Below are 23,296 nucleotides of genomic sequence, written 5' to 3'. Positions count from 1 at the left end.
TCAAAAAACATCCCGAGATCAAGCACGATAAATTATGGGGCGGTCATATCTGGTCACGCAGCTACTATATGAGCACACTTGGCAACATGAGCAAGGAAGTAGTCGCAAAATACATCCAGAATCAGTATTCCAAGTGACTACCGTTGCGGCCATTCCTCTCCTGACTGAAGTGAGAAGGTTCCTGGCCGCATTTTAATTGAAATTTTTTCCTCGTTCTATATATTTTTTCTTGAAAATACGAGACAAATGTCCTTTTCTATGGTATTATAGAGTCTGTTACATACAACTGTACACATATCAAGGACACAAAACGACTAGGAGGCTATTATGGAATCATTCATCCCCATACTCAATGCCATCGACTCCTTCATGTGGGGTCCGCCGCTCATCACGCTGCTCGTCGGCACGGGCATCTATCTGACCATCCGCCTGAAGCTCCTGCAGGTCTTCCGCCTGCCGAAAGCACTCAAGCTGATCTTCAAGGCCCAGAACAACGGCCGCGGTGATGTCTCAAGCTTCAAGGCGCTCTGCGTCGCCCTCGCCGCCACGGTCGGCACGGGCAACATCGTCGGCGTCGCCACGGCTGTCAAGGTCGGCGGCCCTGGCGCCATCTTCTGGATGTGGGTCGCTGCCTTCTTCGGCATGGCCACGAAGTACTCGGAAGGCCTCCTGGCCGTCAAGTTCCGCTCCATCGACGAGAAGGGCGAGATTGCCGGCGGCCCGATGTTCTACATCCGCAACGGCATGGGCGAAAAGTGGAAGCCGCTCGCGACGTTCTTCGCGCTCGCCTGCATCGGCGTCGCCTACTTCGGCATCGGCACCTTCCCGCAGGTCAACGCCATCGTCGACAGCATGCAGATCTCCTTCGGCTTCCCGAAGATCGCGACAGACGTCATCCTGACCGTCTTCATCGCCGCCATCACGCTCGGCGGCCTGCAGAGCATCGCCAAGGTCGCCTCCGGCATCGTGCCGTTCATGGCCCTGACGTACGTCGCCATCAGCCTCGGCCTCATCATCCTCAACCTCGATCAGGTCCCGGCTGCTGTCGCCATGATCATCAACGATGCCTTCACGGGCGCCGCCGCTGCCGGCGGCTTCGCCGGCTCGACCGTCATGATGGCCATGCAGAACGGCGTCGCGCGCGGCGTCTTCTCCAACGAGTCCGGCCTCGGCTCGGCGCCGATTGCCGCCGCTGCCGCCAAGACGAAGTGGCCGGCTGAACAGGGCCTGATCTCCATGACGGGTACCTTCATCGACACGATCATCATCTGCTCCATGACGGGCCTCGCCCTCGTCATCACGGGTGTCTGGCAGGGTGATACCGCCGGCGCTGCCATGACGAGCGCTGCCTTCGCCAGTGCTTACGGCTTCTTCGGCAGCCAGCTCCTGACGATTGCCCTCGTGCTCTTCGCCTTCACGACGATCCTCGGCTGGAACTACTACGGCGAGCGCGCCTGCATCTACCTCTTCGGCAACAAGGGCGTCCTGCCGTACCGCCTGATCTTCATCGCGCTGATCGCTTCGGGTGCTTTCCTGAAGCTCGAGGCCATCTGGATCCTCGCCGATATCGTCAACGGCCTCATGGCCATCCCGAACCTCATCGCATTGATTGCCCTCTCCGGCGTCATCGTCGCTGAGACGAACAAGTACATGAACCGCCACAAGAAGGCCGCACAGCCTTCTTCGGATAAATAAAACACGCGTCACCAAAAAGCCGCCACTCCTCTTAACTGGAGCAGCGGCTTTTTCGCGCGCATGCCTTTACAGCGGCGCCGTTCCGTCATAAAATAATAAGAACACCACGCAGGAATCGAGAAAATGCGACAGAAAGGGGTTTTCTCTACGGACATGACGGAATCATTTGAATCAGCGCTCGCGAAGACCAGGCGCGAGGTCTTCCTCGAGGGCGTCCACGACGGCATGCCGATTGCGCTCGGCTACTTCGTCGTCTCGTTCACGCTCGGCATCGCCGCCCGCAATGCAGGGCTCGACCCGCTGCAGGGCTTCCTCGCGAGCTTCTTCAACAATGCCTCGGCCGGCGAGTACGCGGGCTTCACGGTCATCGAGGCGGACGCGCCCTACCTCGAGATCGTCCTCATCACGCTCGTCGCCAACGCGCGCTACATGCTCATGAGCTGCGCCCTCTCGCAGAAGTTCCAGCCGGGCACCTCGATCTGGCATCGCATCTTCGTCGGTTTCGACGTGACCGACGAGATCTTCGGTATCACGATCGCGCGCAAGGGCCCGCTGAACCCCTACTACAACTACGGGGCCATGGCGCTCGCACTGCCGGGCTGGGCCGTCGGCACGTCGCTCGGCGTCGTCGCAGGCAACATCCTGCCGCCTGCCGTCGTCAGCGCCCTCTCCGTCGCGCTCTACGGCATGTTCCTCTGGGTCATCATCCCGCCGGCCAAGAAGAACCACATCGTCGGCGGCCTCGTGCTCGCGAGCTTCGCGCTCAGTTACCTCGCCTCCATCCTTCCGGGGATTGCCTCATGTTCCTCCGGCACGCGCACGATCATCCTGACTGTCCTGATCGCGGGCATCGGCGCCGCACTCTTCCCCATCCGCGAACCACAGGGACAAGACGGCTCCCAGGAAGGAGATGACCGCCATGCAGCATGACATCTACATCTATCTGCTCTTGATGAGTGCCGTGACGCTCGCAATACGCATCGTGCCGCTGACGCTCATCCGCGGACAGATCAAAAACGGCTTCCTGCGCTCCTTCCTCTTCTACGTGCCCTACGTGACGCTGGCCGTCATGACCTTCCCGGCCATCACCGAGGCCACGCAGACGCCCGTGAGCGGCGCGCTGGCCCTCGTTTTCGGCATCGGCCTCGCCTGGTACGGCGCGAGCCTCTTCAAGGTCGCCTCGGCCTGCTGCCTCGTCGTCTTCCTCACAGAGCTCGTGCTCGTCGCCTGACCATCTCCACATGCCAAAAAGCCTCTGGCTTCCTCAACGAGGAGCCAGAGGCTTTTTATATGCAAGTTCAGCTATCACGGTTAGACGTACACCCCTCGGCGGAGCCATCGGAGCTTGCCAGTTCCTCATACATGAAATGCCCATCGATCAGCGTCGCATAGAAGACCTTGCCGTAGTTGACATTGTCGGCCTGGCGCCAGATGGCGAAGACCTGCTTGTCGCGCCCCTTCACCGTATGGACGCAATACGTCATGCAGTGCGGGCGGTCCGGCTCGCGGACGGTCTGCTCCCAGACCATTTTCGTCATGCGCTCCCGGTCACAGGGGCAGACGACATTCGGCGCGTACTCCTGAGTGAACTCCATGAACTCGCGGATATTGCGACATTCGAGCATCTCGACCATCGTCTTGTTGACGAAGAGGATCTTGCCGTCCGGCTTCGCCTCCGAGACGAGCAGTGCCGTCGGCAGGTTCTTCGTGATTGTCTCGAGATTGAAGCCGAGCGACGTGCGGTTCAGGCTCTCCATCGAGGGCTCGTAGATGCGGTAATGGTTGCGGCCGCGCAGCTTGACGGCGTAGAGCGCCGTATCCGACTCGTGGAAGAGCTTCGAGAGCGGCGTGCCATCACCGTGATAGAACGTATAGCCGATAGAGACGGAGAACGAATGCGTCTCCCCGTCATACGTGAACGTCTTCCTCTTGTTGGAGAATGCCTTGATGGCGGCCTGTGCCGCCTCTGGCTCCGTGTCCTTCATGAAGACGACGAACTCATCGCCGCCATTGCGGCCGATGATCTGCTCGTGGCCGAAGTTCTCGACAAGATCCCGCGCCAAAGTGCGCAGAGCCTCGTCGCCAGCCATGTGTCCGTGCAGGTCATTGATGAACTTGAAGCCGTCGAGATCGAGGCTGACGAGCGCGCCATGCGAGGCAGGATGCTCCTTAAGCCAGTCTGCAATCTCCTTGTCGAGGCCCATGCGGTTGAGCAGGCCCGTCAGCACATCGTGCTGCGACATGTAAGTGAGATTGCCCTGCGAGGCCGCAACCTTCTCCACCATGGCCTGGAAATTGCGGCTGAGCTCACCGATGTCATCGGGCTGCGTATCATGCAGCTTGATATCGTAGTTGCCCTCGCCGACTTCCTTCGCCGCTTCGATGACGAGCTGCAGGCGCTTGGACAGATACGTGATGAGGTAGAGCGGCAGCAGCGAAGCCATGATGCAGACGGCGATGAGGCCCATGCCCATCTGCATCATGGCCCGGTGCGTGCGACTGTAGATCTGCGGCTTCTGGCGCAGGTCGATGATGTTCATGCGATTGCGCAGGGCCCTGATGCCCGCAATGCTCTCCTGGCCATCCCAGCTGTACCGCAGCATCTCATCATCCGTCCGTCCCGCTTCGGCCACCGTGTCGGGCGAATCGACGAGCCGGATGCCCTTCTCGGCCACAGGAGTACCAAGAGGTGCCTCCGGCGAATACTCCATCGAGCCCGTGGCATCGCACAGCATGATCATGCCGTGCTCGCCCTTCGGCGGGTTGGCGTAGAGCCTATCGATGAAGGCCTGGAAGTCTATGTCGATGCCGACAATCGCGACCATGACGCCGTCCTTGTAGATGGGGCGGAGGTACGAGATGATGTAGCGATTCAAGTAAGGAGAATAGTACGGCTGCGTCCAAGCGGCCCCGCCCTGATCCATCAGATAGGCAAAGGCGAGCACATGGCGCGGAGCCGTGTGGCCAAGTTCCTCCTGCTGCTTGACCAGGACATCGTAGAATGTCGAGTCGCGGCCATTGGAAGCCTTCCAGAGCGCCGAGATATTCTCGGATGGATAGTAGAGATAGTACGAGCAGATGATGTGGAGATTCGTACTGGCATCCTGGAAGTCGTGGTCGACCGACTGTGCCAGACGCTGCCGGAAGGAGAGGTCGCGCAGCTGCGCAGGATCGTCGACCTTCCGTGAGATGGCATTGGCCGTATAATTGACGATATTCTCGGAACGCAGGAGCTCATCGTCGATGATTGTCGCCGTCGTGTCGACGAGGTGGTTCATATTCTGGATTTCATAGTCGTAAGTCAGGTGGGAGATGGTCCAGAGGCTGATGCCTCCCACACAGAGAGCCATCAGGATCATGCCAGCCAAGCACACCGCCAAAACTTTTCGTTTCAGTGAGTAAAACAGCTTCATCCAAAGATCCTTCCTGCCTGTCAGTACGGAGTCAGCCAGAACGCCCTCACATAACTGCGGCCTGCATCTCATGGATACAGATTATTCTTTCCAAACATTTTTCCATAACGGATTCTATATAGTATTCTCCACCATCCCCGCGAAATCCTGTCACTCCTTCAAGTATTTTTGCCCTCCCCGAGAGGACAAGGTTCTTTTGCCGTGACCAAAACCTCCGGATTGGGCTTATGGCTCTCGGGGAAAAAGACCCTGAGCACTCTCTCCTCCTGCGGCTTGCCGAGGTAGGCGCCGAGCAGGAAGAAGGCGAGCGAGACGGTGATGCCGATGGTGATCTGGTGAAGCCCCATGAACTTGAAGCCGAGGCCCTGCGTCAGGCAGTAGGCAATCGTGCCGCCGCCCATCGAGAGAATGGCGCCGAGCTTGTTGGCCCGCCGCCAGAAGAGCCCGAGGAGAAGCGTCCAGAAGAAAGCCGTCTCAAGGCCGCCGAAGGCGAACATATTGATGAGCCAGATGAGGCTCGGCGGCGTCATGGCAATGCAGAAGACGATGACGCCGATGACGGCCGTCGCCACGGTCGAGAGGCGGCGCAGCTGGCGGCCCGTGACGGTGCGGCCATGCTTCTCCGCGTGGTGCAGGTAGACATCCTTGACGATTGCCGACGAAGCGACGATCAAAAGGCCTGAGATCGTCGAGATTGATGCCGCAAGGGGCCCGATGATGGCGAGGCCGACGAGTGCCGGCGGCAGAGCCGTGACGATCGTCTTCGGGATGATGTAGTCGACGCCGCCGTAGCTCTCAAGCGGTCCTGTCAGCACGCCGTGCGCGAGGATGCCCGTGAAGTTGATGCCGATATTCATGAAGCCGACGACGACCGTGCCGATGAGCATGGCTCTGTGCAGGCTCTTCGTATCCTTGTAGCTGATGCCGCGCACGACGGACTGCGGCAGGGCGATCGTGCAGATGCCGACGAGGATCCACTGCGTCAGGTAGAGTCCCACCGGCATGTGGCCGCCCGAGAGCGGCTCGAGCATCTCCGGATGGTTCGCATGGATGTTCTCCATGATGGCCGCATAGCCGCCGCCCGCCTCGAGCACGTAGTAGAGCAGGAGCGCAATGCCGATCATCATCATGACGGCGCAGCACGTGTCCGTGATGGCCACCGCGCGGAAGCCGCCGATGCTCGTGTATAGCACGACAACGAGGCCGAAGAGCAAGAGGCCCATCTCATAGCTGTAGCCCGTGACCGTCGCGAAGAGCTTCGCGCCGCCGACGAACTGCGCCGTCATCGTGCCGCAGAAGAACAGCACGATGATGAAGGCCGCGAGCGTCGCCAGTCCGTCCGACTGGAAGCGCTCGCGGATGATGTCGACGACCGTGACCGCGTCGAAGCGGCGCGAGAGCATGGCCACGCGCTTGCCGAAGATGCCGAGCACGAGGAAGATGGCCGTGACCTGCACGACCGCCATGTAGACCCAGCCGAAACCGATCTGCCAGGCCATGCCCGGCCCGCCGACGAACGAGCTGACGGAACTGTACGTCGCCACCGTCGTCATCGCGAGCACAAAGCCGCCGAGGTCGTGATTGCCGATGAAATACGTCTGCACGAAGTTTTTGCCGGCATTCTGCCGGCGCACCCAGAAGCCGATTGCCACCATGAAGCCCATAAAAACGAGCAGCGGCAGTAGGGCGGAAAGATTTCCCTCACTTGTCATGGCGGACCTCCTCTTCCGAATCGTCAAGGCTCATGTCCACAAATACGGTCGCCGTTAAGATCTTGACGCCGATGATGGCAAAGAGCCAGATGCCGATGGTCGCGGTCCAGACCCAGAGAGGCAGGTGGAAGAACTCCACCGGAATCCCCGCTAGACCAAAGCCGGCGGCGATCCACGCCCCGATGAGAATCAGCAGCAGCAGGGCCGTCCCCGCCGCCTCTTTTCGTACCTGCCGGTACTTCTCGTAGTTATTCATTGTTTTCCTCCTTTGTACAGTCGCATCCCCATTGATGCGTACCGTCATCCCCTATGATGGCACGAAGGAGAGATTTTGTCAAAAAAAGAGGAGCTGCGGAGAAGCTCCGCAGCCCCATTGGGTAGAGAAAAGTATATCAAACGATCAATCAAGAGCCTCGAAGGCCTGGTCGAGATCGTAAATGATATCATCGATGTGCTCCGTGCCGATGGACAGGCGAATCGTCGACGGCGTGATGCCAGACGCAGCGAGCTCCTGCTCGTTCATCTGGGAGTGCGTCGTCGAAGCCGGATGGATGACGAGCGACTTGACGTCGGCGACATTGGCCAGCAGGCTGAAGACCTGCAGATGGTCGATGAACTTCTTGGCCGCCTCAGCGCCGCCCTTGATCTCAAACGTGAAAATCGAGATGCCGCCGTTCGGGAAGTACTTCTTGTAGAGCTCATGATCCGGATGATCCGGGAGAGCCGGATGATTGACTTTCGCGACATGCGGGTTCTTGGCAAGGTAGTCGACGACCTTGAGCGCATTCTCGACGTGGCGCTCGACGCGCAACGACAGCGTCTCCGTGCCCTGCAGCAGCAGGAAGGCATTGAACGGCGAGAGCGTCGCGCCCTCATCGCGCAGGATCAGCGTGCGGATGTACGTCGCAAAAGCTGCCGCGCCGACATCTTTGGCAAAGCTGATGCCATGGTAGCTCGGGTTCGGCTCGACGAACTGCGGGAACTTGCCCGAGGCAATCCAGTCGAACTTGCCGCCGTCGACGATGACGCCGCCGAGCGTCGTGCCGTGGCCGCCGATGAACTTCGTAGCCGAGTGGACGACGATGTCCGCGCCATACTCGAACGGGCGCAGCTGATACGGCGTCGCGAACGTGCTGTCGACGACGAGCGGGATGTTGTGCTTGTGCGCGATGTCAGCGACAGCCTGGATGTCGATGAGGTTGGCATTCGGATTGCCGATGGACTCGATGTAGACGACGCGCGTGTTCTCCTTGATAGCCTCCTCGAAGACCTCGACGCCTTTCGTCGGGTCGACGAACGTCGTCTCGATGCCGTAGTTCGGGAAGGTGTGCTCAAAGAGGTTGTAGGTGCCGCCGTAGATCGTCGTAGCCGCGACGATGTGCTGGCCGTGGTGTACGAGTGCCTCGAGTGCATACGTGACAGCCGCAGCGCCAGAAGCGACGGAGACAGCTGCGACGCCGCCCTCGAGTGCCGCGATGCGCTTGGAGAATACATCCTCCGTCGGGTTCGTCAGGCGGCCGTAGACGTTGCCGGCATCCTTGAGTGCGAAGCGATCCGCTGCATGCTGTGCATTGTGGAAGACGAACGACGTCGTCTGGTAAATCGGCACAGCGCGCGCATCCGTAGCAGGATCAGCCTGCTCCTGGCCAACGTGCAGCTGCAGCGTCTCAAAATGATACTTTCTCTCTTCACTCATGAAAACCGGCCCCTTTCAAAAAAGCTTGTTGCTTGTAAACATACTTGATTAATATGTTTACATTATAGTTGTAACCATGTAACTTGTCAAGCTAAGATCGCGAAAAAATCAGGACTTGGCCGCCGTTTTTTTCGCGCTGTCCGCAGCGGCTGAACCCCTGTCCAGCGGCCAGAGGAAACCGTGCAGGTCAGCGTCGCGGATGACGCGGTCCATGCAATTCAGCGCGAGGTACGAAGCCGTACCCGAAGATGAGTACTCGTCATCGAAGAAGTCAGAGGCCTTCTTGTGGACGAGCTTGTCCTGCGCGCGATCGTAGACGATGAGCTGGACCTCTGCACGGCTGTGCAGGATCATGCCGCGGTCCCAGTACCAGCTCATCGTCGTGTACTGCTCATACGCCGCGACGACAGGGATGACGACGAGGTCAGCCTGGAGCTTCTCGGCAATAGGCTTTGCCATGTCCTTGATGCGGACCTTGCCAGTCATATCCCCCTCTACCTCGTCCCAGGCGGCGAGGCAGTCCTTCTCAGGGATGTAGGTGACGGCCTTGAGCGTCGCGTTGAGCGGCACGTGCAGCGCGCGGTCGATCTTCCGCTCCAGCTGGTCCTGCACCGAAGCGTCCGGCTGTTGCCAGCTCTCGATGACAAGCGGGAACTGCGCGATGCGCTGCGGCTGCCGCTCCGCGGCCAGAGCCGGGACCGCAAGGATGAGCAGGAGCAGCATGGCGATGCACGAGCGAGTGATGATGTTTCGCATGGGAATACCTCCTTTAGTTGTTGGTGATGGATGGGATGGGTTGACATAGAAGGTTGGAAGCAGGGCTGGTGCGGCCGGGAGGGGCAGGGCCAACGCTCCGTAGCGCAGCTGGCTAAAAGATTTTTCAGCCTTTAATATAGCCTTGAAAAGGAACGAAAACGCGCTGCGCTTGAACGATCGTTCTTTTCAAGGGAAGTAGTGTGGGCTGAAAAATCTTTCTTGACGCCAGCTGCGAACACTCCGCTCCTGTCCCCGCCCCTCCCGGCATGCCACGCCACAAGTGCCTGCCTCGGGGGCGGCCCTTGGATTGTTACTTGCCCCACCCAAGACAGGATGAAGTTTCACCTTGCCTTACTAGATAGAAATATTCCCTCGGCCATGGTAGGTGATTCAATAGATGCGCTCAAAAGGAATGTTCGAGAGCAACGGGGCCCAAGACCCGAGCGAGGCCACTGCCGTAAATGGAGCATTTGCGATGGCCGTCAAGAAAATGTCCGAGAGAAACGAAGCCAAAGGCCGTGGCCGGGGCGCTGACGTAAGCGAAGCTTTGGCAATGGCCGTCAAGAAAATGTCCAAGAGAAACGAAGCCAAAGGCTGTGGCCGAGGCGCTGACGTAAGCGGAGCTTTGGCGATGGCCGTCAAGAAAATTTTTTCAGGCTACAAGCTGTCCTTGCCGTGAATCGTCGTCCAAGCGAAGCGCGTTTAGATTCCCGGCAAGGCTTGATTAAATGCCTGAAAAAATTTTTAGGCCATTGCCGAGTGAAGCGTCGGCAGTGTCTCGGCCACGAGCCGCCTCCCCTTGCCAGTTCCCCTTAGCCCGCCAATCTCAATGGATTGCCTTCTTCTTGAAGCGCCCGCCGACGATGTCGTGGACGGCGTTGATGGTGACGAAGGCGTTCTCGTCTTTCTCGAGTACGATTTCCTTGAGCTTGTCGACCTCGAGGCGCGTGACGACGCAGTAGAGGACTTCTTTCGGCTCGCCGGTGTAGCCGCCCTGACCGTGCAGCAGCGTGACGCCGCGACCCAGGCGGTCGTTGAGGGCCGACGTGATCTCATCGTGCTCATTCGTGACGATCATGACGGCGTACGACTCGTCGAGGCCCTTGATGACGACGTCGATCATCTTCGAGATGACGAAGTACGCGACGAGCGAGTACATCGCCTTGTCCCAGCCGTAGAGAAGGCCCGCACTCGACAGGATGAAGAGGTTGATGAACATGACGACCTCGCCGACCGAGAAGACCGACTTGCGGTCCATGATGATGGCGACGATCTCCGTGCCGTCGAGCGAGCCGCCCGCGCGGATGATCAGGCCGACGCCGAGACCGTCGATGATGCCGCCGAAGATCGCTGCGAGGAACGGGTCATCCGTGACCTTCGGCAGCGGCGCAAATACCGCCGACCAGACCGACAGGATGCAGATGGCAATCGTCGTCGCAATCGCGAAGTTCTTGCCGATCTGCTTGTACCCGAGATAGAGGAACGGGATGTTCAAGAGCACGAGGAAGACGCCGAGCGACAGTCCCGTGATCGATGACATCATGATCGAGATACCGACGACACCACCGTCGATGACATTGTTCGGGATCAGGAAAAGCTCGAGGCCGATTGCCGCGATCAGCGCACCGACAAAGATCATCAGGTACTTCTTGACATAGAACGAAGCCTTGCGGTGCTGGCGGATGACAGATTTTGCCTTCGCCTCCGTCACGCCGGGCAGGCTGTGGATATCACTCATACAATTCTCCTACTTTCCAATTGGTTTTCTTCCTATATAGTTTTATTATAGCGAAAAAGTATACGCTCATCCATGAAATTATCGTGAAAAAGCTTCCATCTGTTACAAAAATCTTTTCGTATTGCTCATTCGTGAAAGCCGCCCAGCCTTCGCACGCCTTTCTTCGTATTCTTTCATATTGTTTGCTGGTTGTGATTGACTTTGATTGACTTTGATGATATTATGAAAATACAGAAAGGGTGAAAGCCATGCTTACGGAAGAACGATATGCGACCATCCTGCGCATCCTCAAAGAGAAACAGGCTGTGACAGTCCCCGAGCTCACCCGGGCGCTCTGCACATCGGAATCCACCATCCGGCGCGACCTGACCGCGCTCCACAAGCGCGGCATGCTCTACAAGGTCTACGGCGGCGCGACCTCCATCGACAGCAATTACACCGCGATGGAAGAAGACATGCCGACCAAGAGCAGCCGCTGCACCGAAGAGAAGATCGCCATCGCGCGACGGGCGGCCAGCCTTGTGACCCGCAAGGACTTCGTCTACATCGACGCCGGCTCCACGACCCTGCACATGGTGGACTTCCTGCAGGAACGCCAGGCCGTCTACGTGACAAACGGGCTGCCCCATGCCTCGCGACTGTCCCTCAAGGGCTTCAAGGTCTTCCTGCTCGGTGGCCGCCTCAAGGCTGTCACCGAGGCCGTCATCGGCACAGAAGCCCTGCATAACCTAGAGCTCTACAATTTCACCAAAGGATTCTTCGGTGCCAATGGCATCAGCATCAAGTCCGGCTTCTCTACGCCGGACTCGAGCGAGGGCCTTGTCAAGAGCGAAGCCCTCTCGCGCTGTGAGCACGCCTACGTGCTGGCCGATCAGTCGAAATTCAACAAGATCTCGCCGATCACCTTCGCCAACATCTCGAGTGCGACCATCATCACCGGACATCTAAGAGACAAGAAGTATCGGGATTGCACGACAATCCTGGAAGGAGAGTAAGAGAAGAATGATCTACACCGTAACTTTCAACCCCTCGCTCGACTACATCGTCCGCCTCGATTCCTTCACGGCTGGCGAGATCAACCGCGTGAACTACGAACAGGTTCTCGGCGGCGGCAAGGGCATCAACGTCTCGATCGTCCTCGGCAACCTCGGCCATGAGAGCACGGCTCTCGGCTTCACGGCCGGCTTCACGGGCGAAGAGGTCAAGCGCCAGCTCGACGGCTTCGGCGTCAAGCACGACTTCGTCCAGCTGCCGGAGGGCTTCACCCGCATCAACGTCAAGGTCAAGGCCGATAAAGAGACAGAGATCAACGGCCAGGGCCCGGACATCAGCGAGGCCAAGCGCGAAGAGCTCTTCGAGAAGCTCGACAAGCTCAGCGAGGGCGACACCCTCGTGCTCGCCGGCTCCATCCCGAAGACGCTGCCGGATGACATCTACGAGAAGATCATGGCCCGCCTCGAGGGCCGCGGCATCCGCATCATCGTCGATGCCGAGAAGAAGCTCCTGCTCAATGTCCTCAAGTACCATCCGTTCCTCATCAAGCCGAACAACCATGAACTCGGCGACATGTTCGGCGTCAAGCTCACGACGGACGAGGAGATCATCACCTACGCCAAGAAGCTCCAGGAGAAGGGCGCGCAGAACGTCCTCATCTCGATGGCCGGTGACGGCGCCATCCTGCTGACGGCAGACGGCAAGCACTACAAGAGCCCGGCCCCGAAGGGCAAGCTCGTCAACTCCGTCGGCGCCGGCGACTCGATGGTCGCAGGCTTCATCACGGGCTACACCGAGTCACAGGGCGACTTCGAGACGGCCTTCCACATGGGCGTCGCCACGGGCTCCGCTTCCGCGTTCAGCGAGAACCTCGCCACGCGTCCGGAAGTCGAAGCACTCTTAAAGACAATCATCTGATTCATTCTACATACAGTGTAAGGAGAGGAAACTATGCGTATTACTGACTTGCTCAAGAGCGAGAGCATCGCGCTTGGCCAAAAGCCTGCTGACAAAAAGTCAGCAATCCGTCAGCTCGCTGACCTCATGGCAGCCTCTGGCAATCTTTCCGACAAGGAACAGTATCTCAAGGACGTCTTCGCCCGCGAAGCTTCCGGCACGACGGGCCTCGGCGACGGCATCGCAACGCCGCACGCCAAGAGCACGGGCGTCAAGGAAGCAGGCCTCGCCGCTATGACGGTGCCTGAAGGCATGGACTTTGAGTCCATGGACGGCAACCCGGCCCGCCTGTTCTTCATGATCGCCGCTCCGGATTCCGCCAACGATGCACATATCCAGATCCTGCAGCAGCTCGCCATGATGATCATGGACCCGGACTTCAAGGAAGCTCTGATCGCCGCCAAGACGAAAGAGGAGTTCCTGCACCTCATCGACCTCAAGGAAGATGGCAAGTTCGAAGCGCCGAAGGCTGAGGCCGCAGAAGGCGACGGTGCAGCCGCCGAGGAAAAACCGGCCAGCGACCACATCCAGGTCCTCGCCGTCACGGCCTGCCCGACGGGCATCGCCCACACCTTCATGGCAGCCGAGAGCCTCGAGCAGCACGCCAAGAAGCGCGGCATCTCCATCAAGGTCGAGACGAACGGCTCCGGCGGTGCCAAGAACATCCTGACGGACGAAGAGATCGCCGCAGCGGACGGCATCATCGTCGCCGCCGACAAGAACGTCGCCATGGCCCGTTTCAACGGCAAGAAAGTCGTCATCACGAAGGTCGCCGACGGCATCAACAAGGCCGATGAACTCATCGACCGCGCCCTCAAGGGCGATGCGCCGGTCTACCACGCATCGGGCAGCGACACGGAAGAGAGCGCTGCTGACGTCCAGGGCGAGAGCCTCGGCCGCCAGATCTACAAGCACCTGATGAACGGCGTCTCCCACATGCTGCCGTTCGTCGTCGGCGGCGGTATCCTCATCGCCCTCGCGTTCCTGTTCGATGATTACTCCATCGACCCGAAGAACTTCGGCTCCAACACGCCGCTCGCGAAATTCTTCAAGGACATCGGCGGTGCGTCCTTCGGCTTCATGCTGCCGGTCCTCGCCGGTTTCATCTCCATGTCGATCGCTGATCGCCCGGGTCTCGCCGTCGGTTTCGTCGGCGGTGCACTCGCCGGTACGACGGGCTCCGGCTTCCTCGGCGCGCTAATCGCCGGTTTCCTCGGCGGCTACATCGTCAACTTCCTCAAGAAGGCCTCGAAGTGCCTGCCGGACTCCCTCGAGGGCATCAAGCCGATGCTCATCTACCCGTTCTTCGGCATCCTGATCATGGGCTTCATCAGCCTCTTCATCATCGCGCCGCCTGTCTCCGCCATCAACGGCTGGATGGTCGACACGCTGAAGAACATGGATCCCTCGGCCCGCATATTCATGGGCATGATTGTCGCTGGCATGATGGCTGTTGACATGGGCGGCCCGATCAACAAGGCTGCTTACGTCACGGGCACGGGTCTCCTGGCCTCCGGTGAGTTCCATGTCATGGCTGCCGTCATGGCAGGCGGCATGGTCCCGCCGCTCGCAATCGCTCTCTGCACGACGTTCTTCAAGAACCGCTTCACCGAGAGCGAGCGCAAGGCCGGCGTCACGAACTACGTCATGGGCCTCTCCTTCATCACCGAGGGTGCCATCCCGTTTGCCGCAGCTGACCCGCTGCGCGTCATCCCGGCCTGCGTCGTCGGCTCTGCTGTCACGGGTGCCCTGACGATGGCCTTCGACTGCACTCTGCGCGCACCGCACGGCGGCATCTTCGTCGTCCCGACCATCGGCAACCCGCTGATGTATCTTGTTTCCATCCTCGTCGGCGCCATCATCGGCTGCCTGATCCTCTCCATCCTCAAGAAACCGCTCAAGGACGGCGAAGACAAGTAATCTCATTGCACAAAATACTAAGAGCGCTGAACCGCGTATATCGCGGTTCAGCGCTCTTTTTTATGACACTCCATGTTATCCACAAAGAAATCCACAGGTGTGGATAACATGGCGACAGGAGAGAAGTCTCTCATTTTCCTACAATAATATATACAGTTGCCTGTGCATACTGTGGCTAAAATCCCCGCCACTTATCCACAAAATCTGTGGATATTATGGATAAATTCGTGGATAACCCAATATATACGCATGACTGCTGCCATTATTCCTATATCTTGGGGTTTCTATGACCCATTTTCGCACGCCAGCCTGTGGATATCTCAAAGTGGCTGAGCAGACTTTATGCACAGCCTGCCGTTCACTTCCATTCCCGATACGGATGGCAAATCAGGCTCGCGTTGTAGTAGCGCGCATCGCCCGAGACCTCTGCCCCGACCCAGTCGGGCTTGGCAAATGCGGCATCCTCTGCAGGCAGCTCGATCTCCGCTACGACGAGCCCTTCATTCGCGCCGGCAAAGACGTCGACCTCCCAAGTATAGCCCTTATATGGTACAAGATAGCGCCGCTTCTCGATGAGCGGCTGCTCGCAGAGCGCGAGCATCGCCTCCGCGTCGGCCAAGGGTATCTCGTACTCGTACTCCGCGCGCCGTATGCCCGCATTGCGCCCCTTGACCGTCAGATAGCCCTTCTCGCCCTTGATGCGCACGCGCACCGTGCGCTCCGGCACGGTGGACAGGTACCCCTGCGCGATGCGCACGCCATTTGCCTGCGGCCGCCAGCCCTCCTTGACGAGGAATTTTCGTTCAATCTCTGCTGCCATGATGTTTCATCCTTTCTCTTATGCATCTTCCCCCATTCTACCATCTATCCATCCTTTTTTCAGGCATAGCCGCTACGATATACGGTGGATATCGATAAAGTAATTGCACATCGTGCGCGCTTTCCTTATAATGTAACTATGAATATCCCCTGCTGGAATAGCAGGGATTTATATTTGATTTTGTGAAAAAGAAGGTATCATCTTGCAAACGAATCCGATCCCGCCTCGCCAGCCGCGCCGTTCACGCCGTCGGCACCGAGGGCTCCTCTGGGGACTCCTGATCATCGCCTTTATCGCGGCCGCCGCCATGGGCGCACTCTTCGCCTCGAACAGCCTGCTCGACAAATCATCCGATGATGTCGTAGAGGACGGCCTGCTGACGGCCAAGGACAAGACGACGATCATGATCATGGGTGTCGATGAGCGCGACGACGATGTCGGCCGCAGCGATACCTTGATGGTCGCGACGCTCGACCCGAAGAAAGACCATGCTGCTCTGATGTCCATCCCGCGCGATACACGCGTCAAGATCAAGGGCCACGGCTGGGATAAGATCAATGCAGCCTACGCCTACGGCAGCGCCAAGGGCGGCCCAGAAGCGGGCGAGAAGCTCACACAGCGCACCGTCGAGGACTTCCTCGGCGTCAACATGGATCACTACGTCGTCATCAACATCCAGGCGTTCCAGAAGATCATTGACGCCATCGGCGGCATCGACATCGATGTCGAGAAGCGCATGTACTACGAAGACCCCTGGGATGACGACGGCGGCCTGATCATCGACCTCCAGCCGGGCATGCAGCACATGGACGGCAAGACGGCCGTCACCTACGTGCGCTACCGCGACGAGGAGGGCGACATCGGCCGCATCAAGCGCCAGCAGAAATTCATGAAGGCCTGCATGGACAAAATCACATCCCCGGCCATCATCCCGAAACTGCCAAACGTCATCAGCGAGGTCATGTCCTCCGTCAAGACCGACCTCTCCTTCCGCCAGCTGCTCGAGTTCGCCGGCACGCTCAAGGAAGCCCAGAAGAATGGCCTCAAGACGGAGATGGTACCGGGCAAGCCGCTCTACATCGACGGCGTCAGCTATTGGATACCGGACCTGCACAAGTTGCGCACGACGCTCGCCGAGACGCTTGGCATCACGCTGAACGCCAGCGAGAAAGCACAGCTCGACCGCGCCCAGCATGAGTACGAGAGCTCTATCCCGGCTGGTGCGACCTCGTCGCCATCCACGACAAAGGCGAAGAGCAGTTCAAACACGAGCAGTGCCAAGAGTTCGAGCAAGAGTTCTTCCTCGAGCAACAGCTCTCAGAGCTCGACTTCGCGGAGCACGAGCCGCTCGAGCTCCGAGGGTGCGAGCGAGCACTCCACGAGCAGTTCCCACGCGGGCAGCGCGCACACGACAGCCGCTCCGGCAGAGACGGCACCAGCCGCCCCGACGCGCAGCAGCAACACCGCCAAGACACAGTGACATCACTTTACTGAAACAAAACGAGCCTTTGCCGACAATTCATGGAGGATACCGCCATAAACTGTCGAAAAGGCTCATTTTATTATGCCAATTTATTTTCCCATTAATAAATCATATTTGTATTTTCATTTCAACAACAATATAATAGTATGCAACACGTTTTACAAACTTTGTAACACTTACGGATAAAGTTTCAAAAAAGTGTAACATTCATCACCATCATAACGAACTCATATCCCATCAAGGCGCCATCCGGCCTTGATTCCCACCAGAGCCGGACAGAGACGCGAGAAAGGAAGTCTTCCCCATGAGCAAATTGAACGACCAGGCATTGGCCCTGCATAGAGAACACCACGGCAAGATCGAGATGCACAGCAAGGTCCCCCTCCAGAAGGCGAAGGACCTGACGCTGGCCTACTCGCCGGGCGTCGCTGCGCCGTGCTTGGAGATTCAGAAGGACTACAACAAGATCTATGACTACACCAACAAGGGCAACACGGTCGCCGTCGTGACGAACGGCAGCGCTGTACTCGGCCTCGGCAACATCGGCGCTGGCGCCGGCCTGCCGGTCATGGAAGGCAAGTCCATCCTGTTCAAGGGCTTCGCGGGCGTCGACTCCGTCCCCATCTGCCTCGACACGCAGGACGTCGATGAGATTGTCCGCGCCGTCGAGCTCATGGCGCCGACATTCGGCGGCATCAACCTCGAGGACATCAAGGCACCGCAGTGCTTTGACATCGAGAAGCGCCTGCAGAAACTCGACATCCCGGTCTTCCACGACGACCAGCACGGCACGGCCATCGTCGTCGTCTCGGCCCTCATCAACGCCTTCAAGCTCACGGGCCGCAAGTTCGAGGAGTCGAAGTTCGTCCTCAACGGCGCAGGTGCTGCCGGCCAGGCCATCACGCACCTCATTTACAGCATGGGCGGCCGCAACATCATCCTCTGCGACCGCATGGGTGCCATCTACGAGGGCCGCAAGGAAGACATGAACCCCTACAAGGACGCCATCGCCAAGATCACGAACCCGCAGCATGAGGCAGGCCAGCTCAAAGACGTCATCAAGGACGCCGACGTCTTCATCGGTGTCTCCGTAGCCGGTGCAGTCACCCAGGACATGGTCCGCTCCATGAAGAAGGACCCGATCGTCATGGGCATGGCCAACCCGACGCCGGAAATCATGCCGGATGAGGCCTACGCTGCCGGTGCCCGCATCGTCTGCACGGGCCGCAGCGACTACCCGAATCAGGTCAACAACCTGCTGGCCTTCCCGGGCATCTTCCGCGGCGCTCTCGACGTCCGCGCGAAAAAGATCAACGAAGAAATGAAGATGGCTGCCGCCAAGGCCATCGCCGACCTCATCGACGAGAGCGAGCTCGATGAGCAGCACGTCATCACGAGCCCGTTCGACCCGCGCGTCGCACCGCACGTCGCCGCAGCCGTAGCAGATGCCGCCATCAAGACCGGCGTCGCCCGCATCACCGACATCACGCCCGACGAGGTAGCCGAGCACACCCGCCAGCTCCTCGCCGCCGAGCACGCCAGCGAGGCCTGAGCCTTACTACACGCAGATATATACGCAAAAAGAGGCTGTGGCAAAATGTAAAACCATTTTGTCACAGCCTCTTCCTTATTTTGTATAAAGAAACATCCTTACAGAGAACACGAACTATGCTATACTAGATACGTTGCCGCCCCTATACTGGCAGCAGGAAGGGGGCCTATCTACTGTGGATACTTTTTCGATGTCCGTTCTTGCTGGAGTAGTATCGTGTGCAATTTGGTACTGCGTCCAGAAATGGTTAGAACGGTAGCGGCAACACGTTCTTAGCCTGTTGGTCAGCCAATCCCTTCATTCGGGAGCAGCTGACCTTTCTTAGTATGAAAAAGGCTCCCAGGTGTGCAAACTGGAAGCCTTTTGGCCTATCTTACGATAGATACTTTTTCGATTACTCTTAGTATAGCACATATTGCAAGGTGAAGCAAATAAAAGCATCAACAGGTCTAGCTTTTTTATGCCTTTATTATAGTACACCCCGCTGATAAGTCAAGCATCGAGGCCTCTTACACAGGTTCAGAGCAGTTGGCCACCAGGCACACAAACAAAACATGAGCCGAAAGAATAGAATACATCAAGAGCCGAACATCAAAAGGTGTTCGGCTCTTCGGGAAGAATTATACAGAACATTCGTCACTCAGCTTGCAGACTCTTGTCGAGCTCTTTGGCCAACTCGAGGTCTGACGCGGGATTCTGGCCCGTGATAAGTTCGCGGTCATGTACGATATGGCTGCCGTACATGCCATCGACGCGCATCTTGCCGCCCGCGATCTGCAGGGCTTGTTCGACATGGAACGGCATCTCCGTGCCTTTCGCGACTTCCCCCGGCCATTCCTCGGCGTCCGAGAGGACCGTCATTCCTCAGCCCCGGACAGTATTCTCTGCTTCATATTCTCCTTGCCCCAGTCGCACATTGCCTCGATGATAGGAGACAGACTCCGGCCGAACTCGGTCAGACTGTACTCTGTGCGCGGCGGCACGACGGGATAGACTTCGCGGTGGATGACGCCGTCTGCCTCGAGTTCGCGGAGCTGCTGTGTCAGCATCTTCGGCGTCGCCTGCGGAATCAGGCGGTGCAGTTCACCATAGCGGTGCGTCCGCTGCATCAGGTGCCAGAGGATGATGCATTTGTATTTGCCGCTGATGAGGCTCAGTGCCGCCTCAACCGGACAGTGAAACATTGTCTCTTTTACCATGACTCCTCCCATATCCAGATGACCAGTAGGAACCGCTGCCTTGCACTAGTCTGCGACCATCAGCCTTGATGTGCTGCCAGTACCGTAGCGGCGAGGCCACGGACCCATTCCTGATGGCCGACATTCATCGGATCCTTCGGATCTTTGTGAAGCTCAGCCGCCGGCTTGCCCTTCTGCGACTCCTGCGTCAGGATGCGCACGCGCCCCTCCGAGAGGTCCTCGATGAGCCATGCATGGATGACATCGAGGCGGTGCTCTGCGTCGCCCTCTGCCCAACCATGCCATGCCAGTCGGCCCGGCTGGTCATCATGCGGTGCCTCAAACTCCGTGATCTCTGCCTCAATCGGGAAGCCGAACGTCTTGAAGCGGAAGCGCGTGTCCGGTGCCAGCTTCGTGCCCTCTGTATTGTCGAACTCGACATCAGCAACATTGCTGTAGTACGTCGGCCAGATGCTCGTGTCGATGAGGTTCGCGAACGTCTCCGCTGCGTCGATGCCTCTGACGATGACCTCATTCGAAGCAAAGTTGTCCGTGAATCCCGGCAGGTAGTCATGCGGCCAGTTGATTTCGTTTAACATAAATATCCTCCATTTATTTCGTCGTATCTAATAAGTTTTCCTTTTGCCGTAGCGGCTCATTTCAGCTGATGTATTCATTGTAGCCGCAAAGAATCTTTTTGTGAAGAATGCACTTTATTGTATGATAGTATCTAAAAGGATAGTATTGAGGATAGATATGCATCTGCTATAATGAACATAGACAAAGACAAAAGAGAAAGGATGATTCCATGAACGCCATCTTCACCCGCACGAGCGTCCGCAAATTCGAGGACAGGCCCGTGGAGAAAGAGAAAATCGAGAAAGTGCTGCAGGCTGGCTTTGTTGCGCCGTCAGCGGGCAATCAGCAGCCCTGGGAGTTCTACATCGTGACAAAGCGCGAGACGATTGAAGAGCTCTCCAGGACCAGCCCTTATGCCGTCGCCGCTGCCAAGGCCCCTGTCGTGCTCGTCATTGCCGCCCGCACGGATGTCATCTTCCCGACGATCACCGACATCGACTGTGCGATTGCCACCGAGAACCTCTGGCTCGAACTCGAAGAGCTCGGCCTCGGCGGCGTCATGATGGCCGTCTCCCCCGTCCCGGACCGCATCGAGAAAGTCGGCAAGATCCTCAACCTGCCCGACAACCAGTACGCCTTCGCCCTGCTGCCCTTCGGCTACCCCGCCGGCAAAAAGCCCCAGGTCGACCGCTACGACGCCAAGAAAATCCACTGGGTCGAGTGAATACATCCTCACGAAAGAAGGATTTATTTGTCTACGCCAAAACGCTATCTATTACTGATCCTAGCGGTCATGATTCAGTCGGCTGGCATTGCTCTCGTGGTCAAGAGCCTCTTGGGCACGTCGCCGATCTCGAGCCTGCCGTATGTCCTGAGCCTGATCTCGCCGTTCACCTTCGGCCAGACGACGTTTGCTGTCAACATGGTCTTCGTCGTCTTTGAGCTCTTGATGCTGCGGCGCGACTTCCCGGCTGTCTTCTGGCTGCAGATCCCCGTGACCATCCTCTTCGGCTTCTGCATCGACTTCTTCATGAATCTCTTCACCATCGTGCCGGATGCCTATGCGCTCAAGCTGCTGCTCTGCCTGCTCGGCACGGTGCTCGTCGCGCTCGGTGTCGCAGGGCAGGGCATCGCCGACGTGCTCATGCTCGTCGGCGAAGGCGCTGTCTACACGTTCGCGCATCAGTTCCACATCGACTTTGGCAAGGTCAAAGTCGGCAACGACGTCAGCCTCGTCATCATCGCCGCCATCGTCTCCGTGCTGACCATGGGCACCATCGAGGGCATCCGCGAAGGCACACTGATCTCCGCGCTCTTGACCGGCATCATCGCCCGCTTCTACCTGCGCCACCTGAGCCGCATCGACGCCCACGGCCGCATCTACCTGTCCCTGCACTAAACAAGAAATTAGATAGCACAACAGCCTCTGTTTCAAATAAAAAACAGAGGCTGTTGTGCTATCTAAAAAATCCTTTTAAAGCGGCTGACCTTCAACACTCTCATTATCCTTCTTGAGGACGATAAAGGCGTAGATGCTGGCCACGCAGACGATGCCGGAAATCACGAGGAACGTGCTCTGGTAGCCGATGTTGTCATGCAGGGCGCCAAGCGGCGTCGAGAAGATGATCTGGCCAACCTGTGCGGCAATCTGGAACCCGACCATGTAGAGCGTCGTCGAAATACGCGTATCGAAGTGAAGCGTGAAGTAGCGGAAAACAGCGAGGATGAAGAGGGCCGTCTCCGGTGCGTGCAGCAGCTTGATGATGGCAACGCCCAGAGGATTCGTGACGAGGCCGCAGCCGCCGATGCGGACAATCATGATGGTGCAGCCGAGCAGGATGGCCTTGCGCACGCCGATCTTGCGCATGAGGATCGGCACGAGGCCCATCATGAGGAACTCAAGGAAGACTTCGATGGAGTTGAGCACGCCGTATGCCTGCTGGCCCGCCTCCGGCGTCGCGAAGAAGCGCGTGAAGAACTCCGGGAACATCTGCTGGTCGAAGACCGTGTAGAACGTCCAGCTCATGATGACGAAGACAATCATCTTCCAGACATCGATGAGCTTGAACACACCGATGATCTCGCCGAAGGACGGCGTCTTGCTCTCCTTGAGAGTTTCCGACTGGACTTCATACTGGGACGTGAGCGCTGCGTTCTTCTCCGGCGACAGCGCAGCCAGGACAACGAGCTGGACAGTAGCGACGACAGAACCCGTCCAGAAGATCAAGTACGGATTCATCGTGAAGAGGAAGCCCGCGCAGAGCGCCGCAACGGCATAGCCGAAGGAGCCCCAGGCCCTTGCCTGGCCGTACTCAAAGGAGTAGCGGCGGCTCAGGCGCTCTGTCACCGCCTCGAAAACCGGGCAGGCCGCGAGGAATGCGATGGAGAGGTAAATGGCACCGATCACCGCGCCGACGTAGAAATTCGCTGCGAGCATCGGCACATAGACCCAGGTGAAGAACGGGCCGACGAAAATCTGGCAGACGACGATGAACTTCAGCAGTGTTTTCTTCATGCCGAGCTTATCCTGCAAGGAACCGTAGACAAACATCAAGACGAGCGTCACGGCAGATCCGAAGGAATAAATCGTGCCGACCTGGGCGCCTGTGAAGCCCTGTTTCGTCGTCAGCCAAATCTGGAAGAAGGACCACCAGATGCCCCAGCCAACGAAGAACAGCAGGATCTCAAGCGAGCTTGTCCTGTAAAATGGATTCGAAAAAGCCTTCAAAAAATTCCCCATGATATGTTTCCCCTTTCCCAAAAGACAATAACATCGGGATTTCTATACGGAATGAGTGATCAAA

Annotated in this window: 23 protein-coding genes; 12 read left to right on the top strand and 11 right to left on the bottom strand. The window is 58.1% G+C overall.

The window, feature by feature from the left end; genetic code table 11:
• The 4 genes from B2X55_RS05295 to B2X55_RS05280 form a co-directional block, all read left to right on the top strand.
• Positions 1 to 137: transposase (locus B2X55_RS05295; protein WP_286821179.1), on the top strand; the 137-nt coding region annotated here is incomplete at its 5' end.
• 190 nt (positions 138 to 327) lie between these two features.
• A complete protein-coding gene (locus B2X55_RS05290) occupies positions 328 to 1,695 on the top strand; it encodes an alanine/glycine:cation symporter family protein (RefSeq protein WP_286821175.1) in 1,368 nt (455 codons plus the stop codon).
• A 153-nt stretch (positions 1,696 to 1,848) separates the two neighbouring features.
• Positions 1,849 to 2,625 carry an AzlC family ABC transporter permease gene (locus tag B2X55_RS05285; protein WP_036378212.1) on the top strand — a complete coding sequence of 259 codons (777 nt, stop codon included), beginning with the start codon at positions 1,849 to 1,851 and terminating at the stop codon, positions 2,623 to 2,625.
• Entirely contained in the window at positions 2,615 to 2,926 is a 312-nt protein-coding gene (locus B2X55_RS05280) for an AzlD domain-containing protein (protein ID WP_036378211.1), read from the top strand. The genes B2X55_RS05285 and B2X55_RS05280 overlap by 11 nt, the downstream gene beginning before the upstream one ends.
• Before the next feature lie 67 nt (positions 2,927 to 2,993).
• Here B2X55_RS05280 and B2X55_RS05275 read toward each other — a convergent pair whose 3' ends face one another.
• From B2X55_RS05275 to B2X55_RS05255, 5 genes are all read right to left on the bottom strand, one after another.
• Positions 2,994 to 5,045 carry a diguanylate cyclase domain-containing protein gene (locus B2X55_RS05275; protein WP_286821174.1) on the bottom strand — a complete coding sequence of 684 codons (2,052 nt, stop codon included), beginning with the start codon at positions 5,043 to 5,045 and terminating at the stop codon, positions 2,994 to 2,996.
• 221 nt (positions 5,046 to 5,266) lie between these two features.
• On the bottom strand, positions 5,267 to 6,820 hold the full coding sequence (panF, locus tag B2X55_RS05270; RefSeq protein ID WP_286821173.1) for a sodium/pantothenate symporter: 1,554 nt from the start codon (positions 6,818 to 6,820) through the stop codon (positions 5,267 to 5,269).
• Positions 6,810 to 7,076, bottom strand: a complete 267-nt coding sequence (locus B2X55_RS05265; protein WP_278742766.1) for a DUF997 family protein — start codon at positions 7,074 to 7,076, stop codon at positions 6,810 to 6,812. Before B2X55_RS05265 ends, panF begins: the two co-directional genes overlap by 11 nt.
• Before the next feature lie 144 nt (positions 7,077 to 7,220).
• A complete protein-coding gene (locus B2X55_RS05260; RefSeq protein WP_286821171.1) occupies positions 7,221 to 8,516 on the bottom strand; it encodes an O-acetylhomoserine aminocarboxypropyltransferase/cysteine synthase family protein in 1,296 nt (431 codons plus the stop codon).
• Positions 8,517 to 8,624: 108 nt separating this feature from the next.
• Positions 8,625 to 9,272 carry a hypothetical protein gene (locus tag B2X55_RS05255; protein WP_286821170.1) on the bottom strand — a complete coding sequence of 216 codons (648 nt, stop codon included), beginning with the start codon at positions 9,270 to 9,272 and terminating at the stop codon, positions 8,625 to 8,627.
• A 475-nt stretch (positions 9,273 to 9,747) separates the two neighbouring features.
• Here B2X55_RS05255 and B2X55_RS05250 point away from each other — a divergent pair, with 475 nt between their 5' ends.
• Complete coding sequence (locus B2X55_RS05250) at positions 9,748 to 9,951, top strand: hypothetical protein (RefSeq protein ID WP_286821168.1); 204 nt, start codon at positions 9,748 to 9,750, stop codon at positions 9,949 to 9,951.
• Positions 9,952 to 10,098: 147 nt separating this feature from the next.
• Here the strand turns inward: B2X55_RS05250 and B2X55_RS05245 are convergent, their stop codons facing one another.
• Positions 10,099 to 11,010 carry a YitT family protein gene (locus tag B2X55_RS05245; protein ID WP_248617174.1) on the bottom strand — a complete coding sequence of 304 codons (912 nt, stop codon included), beginning with the start codon at positions 11,008 to 11,010 and terminating at the stop codon, positions 10,099 to 10,101.
• Positions 11,011 to 11,258: 248 nt separating this feature from the next.
• Here B2X55_RS05245 and B2X55_RS05240 point away from each other — a divergent pair, with 248 nt between their 5' ends.
• From B2X55_RS05240 to B2X55_RS05230, 3 genes are read left to right on the top strand one after another with little or no spacing between them, the layout of a single operon-like run.
• Positions 11,259 to 12,005, top strand: a complete 747-nt coding sequence (locus tag B2X55_RS05240; RefSeq protein WP_255240530.1) for a DeoR/GlpR family DNA-binding transcription regulator — start codon at positions 11,259 to 11,261, stop codon at positions 12,003 to 12,005.
• Between the two features lie 7 nt (positions 12,006 to 12,012).
• Positions 12,013 to 12,921 carry a 1-phosphofructokinase gene (gene pfkB, locus B2X55_RS05235; RefSeq protein ID WP_286821166.1) on the top strand — a complete coding sequence of 303 codons (909 nt, stop codon included), beginning with the start codon at positions 12,013 to 12,015 and terminating at the stop codon, positions 12,919 to 12,921.
• Between the two features lie 33 nt (positions 12,922 to 12,954).
• A complete protein-coding gene (locus B2X55_RS05230) occupies positions 12,955 to 14,880 on the top strand; it encodes a PTS fructose transporter subunit IIABC (protein ID WP_286821165.1) in 1,926 nt (641 codons plus the stop codon).
• Positions 14,881 to 15,238: 358 nt separating this feature from the next.
• On the opposite strand, the gene B2X55_RS05225 is transcribed toward B2X55_RS05230, so the two are convergent.
• Positions 15,239 to 15,700 carry a CYTH domain-containing protein gene (locus B2X55_RS05225; protein WP_286821164.1) on the bottom strand — a complete coding sequence of 154 codons (462 nt, stop codon included), beginning with the start codon at positions 15,698 to 15,700 and terminating at the stop codon, positions 15,239 to 15,241.
• A gap of 196 nt (positions 15,701 to 15,896) precedes the next feature.
• Between B2X55_RS05225 and B2X55_RS05220 the strand changes: the two genes are divergently transcribed.
• Both B2X55_RS05220 and B2X55_RS05215 read left to right on the top strand, forming a co-directional pair.
• Positions 15,897 to 17,180 (top strand): LCP family protein, encoded by a 1,284-nt coding sequence (locus tag B2X55_RS05220; RefSeq protein WP_036378174.1) that lies wholly within the window; start codon positions 15,897 to 15,899, stop codon positions 17,178 to 17,180.
• A gap of 307 nt (positions 17,181 to 17,487) precedes the next feature.
• Positions 17,488 to 18,735, top strand: a complete 1,248-nt coding sequence (locus tag B2X55_RS05215; protein ID WP_036378170.1) for an NAD(P)-dependent malic enzyme — start codon at positions 17,488 to 17,490, stop codon at positions 18,733 to 18,735.
• A 636-nt stretch (positions 18,736 to 19,371) separates the two neighbouring features.
• Here B2X55_RS05215 and B2X55_RS05210 read toward each other — a convergent pair.
• Genes B2X55_RS05210 through B2X55_RS05200 form a run of 3 tightly spaced genes read right to left on the bottom strand, consistent with a single transcriptional unit; the run spans position 19,372 to position 20,512 of the window.
• A complete protein-coding gene (locus B2X55_RS05210) occupies positions 19,372 to 19,596 on the bottom strand; it encodes a hypothetical protein (RefSeq protein WP_036378166.1) in 225 nt (74 codons plus the stop codon).
• Positions 19,593 to 19,934, bottom strand: coding sequence for a winged helix-turn-helix transcriptional regulator (locus B2X55_RS05205; RefSeq protein ID WP_286821162.1), 342 nt, complete (start codon positions 19,932 to 19,934; stop codon positions 19,593 to 19,595). The genes B2X55_RS05210 and B2X55_RS05205 overlap by 4 nt, the downstream gene beginning before the upstream one ends.
• 59 nt (positions 19,935 to 19,993) lie before the next feature.
• Positions 19,994 to 20,512, bottom strand: coding sequence for an SRPBCC domain-containing protein (locus tag B2X55_RS05200; protein ID WP_286821161.1), 519 nt, complete (start codon positions 20,510 to 20,512; stop codon positions 19,994 to 19,996).
• Positions 20,513 to 20,721: 209 nt separating this feature from the next.
• Between B2X55_RS05200 and B2X55_RS05195 the strand changes: the two genes are divergently transcribed.
• The gene (locus tag B2X55_RS05195) at positions 20,722 to 21,216 is read left to right on the top strand and encodes a nitroreductase family protein (RefSeq protein WP_286821160.1); all 495 of its coding nucleotides are present in this window, start codon (positions 20,722 to 20,724) and stop codon (positions 21,214 to 21,216) included.
• Positions 21,217 to 21,243: 27 nt separating this feature from the next.
• On the top strand, positions 21,244 to 21,891 hold the full coding sequence (locus tag B2X55_RS05190; protein WP_286821158.1) for a YczE/YyaS/YitT family protein: 648 nt from the start codon (positions 21,244 to 21,246) through the stop codon (positions 21,889 to 21,891).
• Positions 21,892 to 21,966: 75 nt separating this feature from the next.
• Here the strand turns inward: B2X55_RS05190 and B2X55_RS05185 are convergent, their stop codons facing one another.
• On the bottom strand, positions 21,967 to 23,232 hold the full coding sequence (locus B2X55_RS05185) for an oligosaccharide MFS transporter (protein ID WP_286821157.1): 1,266 nt from the start codon (positions 23,230 to 23,232) through the stop codon (positions 21,967 to 21,969).
• Positions 23,233 to 23,296 lie beyond the last annotated feature (64 nt).

The organism is Mitsuokella sp. UBA4253 (assembly GCF_002395285.1).
Taxonomy (GTDB): Bacteria; Bacillota; Negativicutes; order Selenomonadales; family Selenomonadaceae; genus Mitsuokella; species Mitsuokella jalaludinii.
This window is presented reverse-complemented; position numbering and strand designations above follow the sequence as displayed.

Bases quoted from the DNA above. Each gene is read 5' to 3' on its own strand.
- B2X55_RS05290 (WP_286821175.1), top strand. From the start codon at position 328: ATGGAATCATTCATCCCCATACTCAATGCCATCGACTCCTTCATGTGG.
- B2X55_RS05285 (WP_036378212.1), top strand. From the start codon at position 1,849: ATGACGGAATCATTTGAATCAGCGCTCGCGAAGACCAGGCGCGAGGTC.
- B2X55_RS05280 (WP_036378211.1), top strand. From the start codon at position 2,615: ATGCAGCATGACATCTACATCTATCTGCTCTTGATGAGTGCCGTGACG.
- B2X55_RS05275 (WP_286821174.1), bottom strand. From the start codon at position 5,045: ATGGCTCTCTGTGTGGGAGGCATCAGCCTCTGGACCATCTCCCACCTG.
- panF (WP_286821173.1), bottom strand. From the start codon at position 6,820: ATGACAAGTGAGGGAAATCTTTCCGCCCTACTGCCGCTGCTCGTTTTT.
- B2X55_RS05265 (WP_278742766.1), bottom strand. From the start codon at position 7,076: ATGAATAACTACGAGAAGTACCGGCAGGTACGAAAAGAGGCGGCGGGG.
- B2X55_RS05260 (WP_286821171.1), bottom strand. From the start codon at position 8,516: ATGAGTGAAGAGAGAAAGTATCATTTTGAGACGCTGCAGCTGCACGTT.
- B2X55_RS05255 (WP_286821170.1), bottom strand. From the start codon at position 9,272: ATGCGAAACATCATCACTCGCTCGTGCATCGCCATGCTGCTCCTGCTC.
- B2X55_RS05250 (WP_286821168.1), top strand. From the start codon at position 9,748: ATGGCCGTCAAGAAAATGTCCGAGAGAAACGAAGCCAAAGGCCGTGGC.
- B2X55_RS05245 (WP_248617174.1), bottom strand. From the start codon at position 11,010: ATGAGTGATATCCACAGCCTGCCCGGCGTGACGGAGGCGAAGGCAAAA.
- B2X55_RS05240 (WP_255240530.1), top strand. From the start codon at position 11,259: ATGCTTACGGAAGAACGATATGCGACCATCCTGCGCATCCTCAAAGAG.
- pfkB (WP_286821166.1), top strand. From the start codon at position 12,013: ATGATCTACACCGTAACTTTCAACCCCTCGCTCGACTACATCGTCCGC.
- B2X55_RS05230 (WP_286821165.1), top strand. From the start codon at position 12,955: ATGCGTATTACTGACTTGCTCAAGAGCGAGAGCATCGCGCTTGGCCAA.
- B2X55_RS05225 (WP_286821164.1), bottom strand. From the start codon at position 15,700: ATGGCAGCAGAGATTGAACGAAAATTCCTCGTCAAGGAGGGCTGGCGG.
- B2X55_RS05215 (WP_036378170.1), top strand. From the start codon at position 17,488: ATGAGCAAATTGAACGACCAGGCATTGGCCCTGCATAGAGAACACCAC.
- B2X55_RS05210 (WP_036378166.1), bottom strand. From the start codon at position 19,596: ATGACGGTCCTCTCGGACGCCGAGGAATGGCCGGGGGAAGTCGCGAAA.
- B2X55_RS05205 (WP_286821162.1), bottom strand. From the start codon at position 19,934: ATGGTAAAAGAGACAATGTTTCACTGTCCGGTTGAGGCGGCACTGAGC.
- B2X55_RS05200 (WP_286821161.1), bottom strand. From the start codon at position 20,512: ATGTTAAACGAAATCAACTGGCCGCATGACTACCTGCCGGGATTCACG.
- B2X55_RS05195 (WP_286821160.1), top strand. From the start codon at position 20,722: ATGAACGCCATCTTCACCCGCACGAGCGTCCGCAAATTCGAGGACAGG.
- B2X55_RS05185 (WP_286821157.1), bottom strand. From the start codon at position 23,232: ATGGGGAATTTTTTGAAGGCTTTTTCGAATCCATTTTACAGGACAAGC.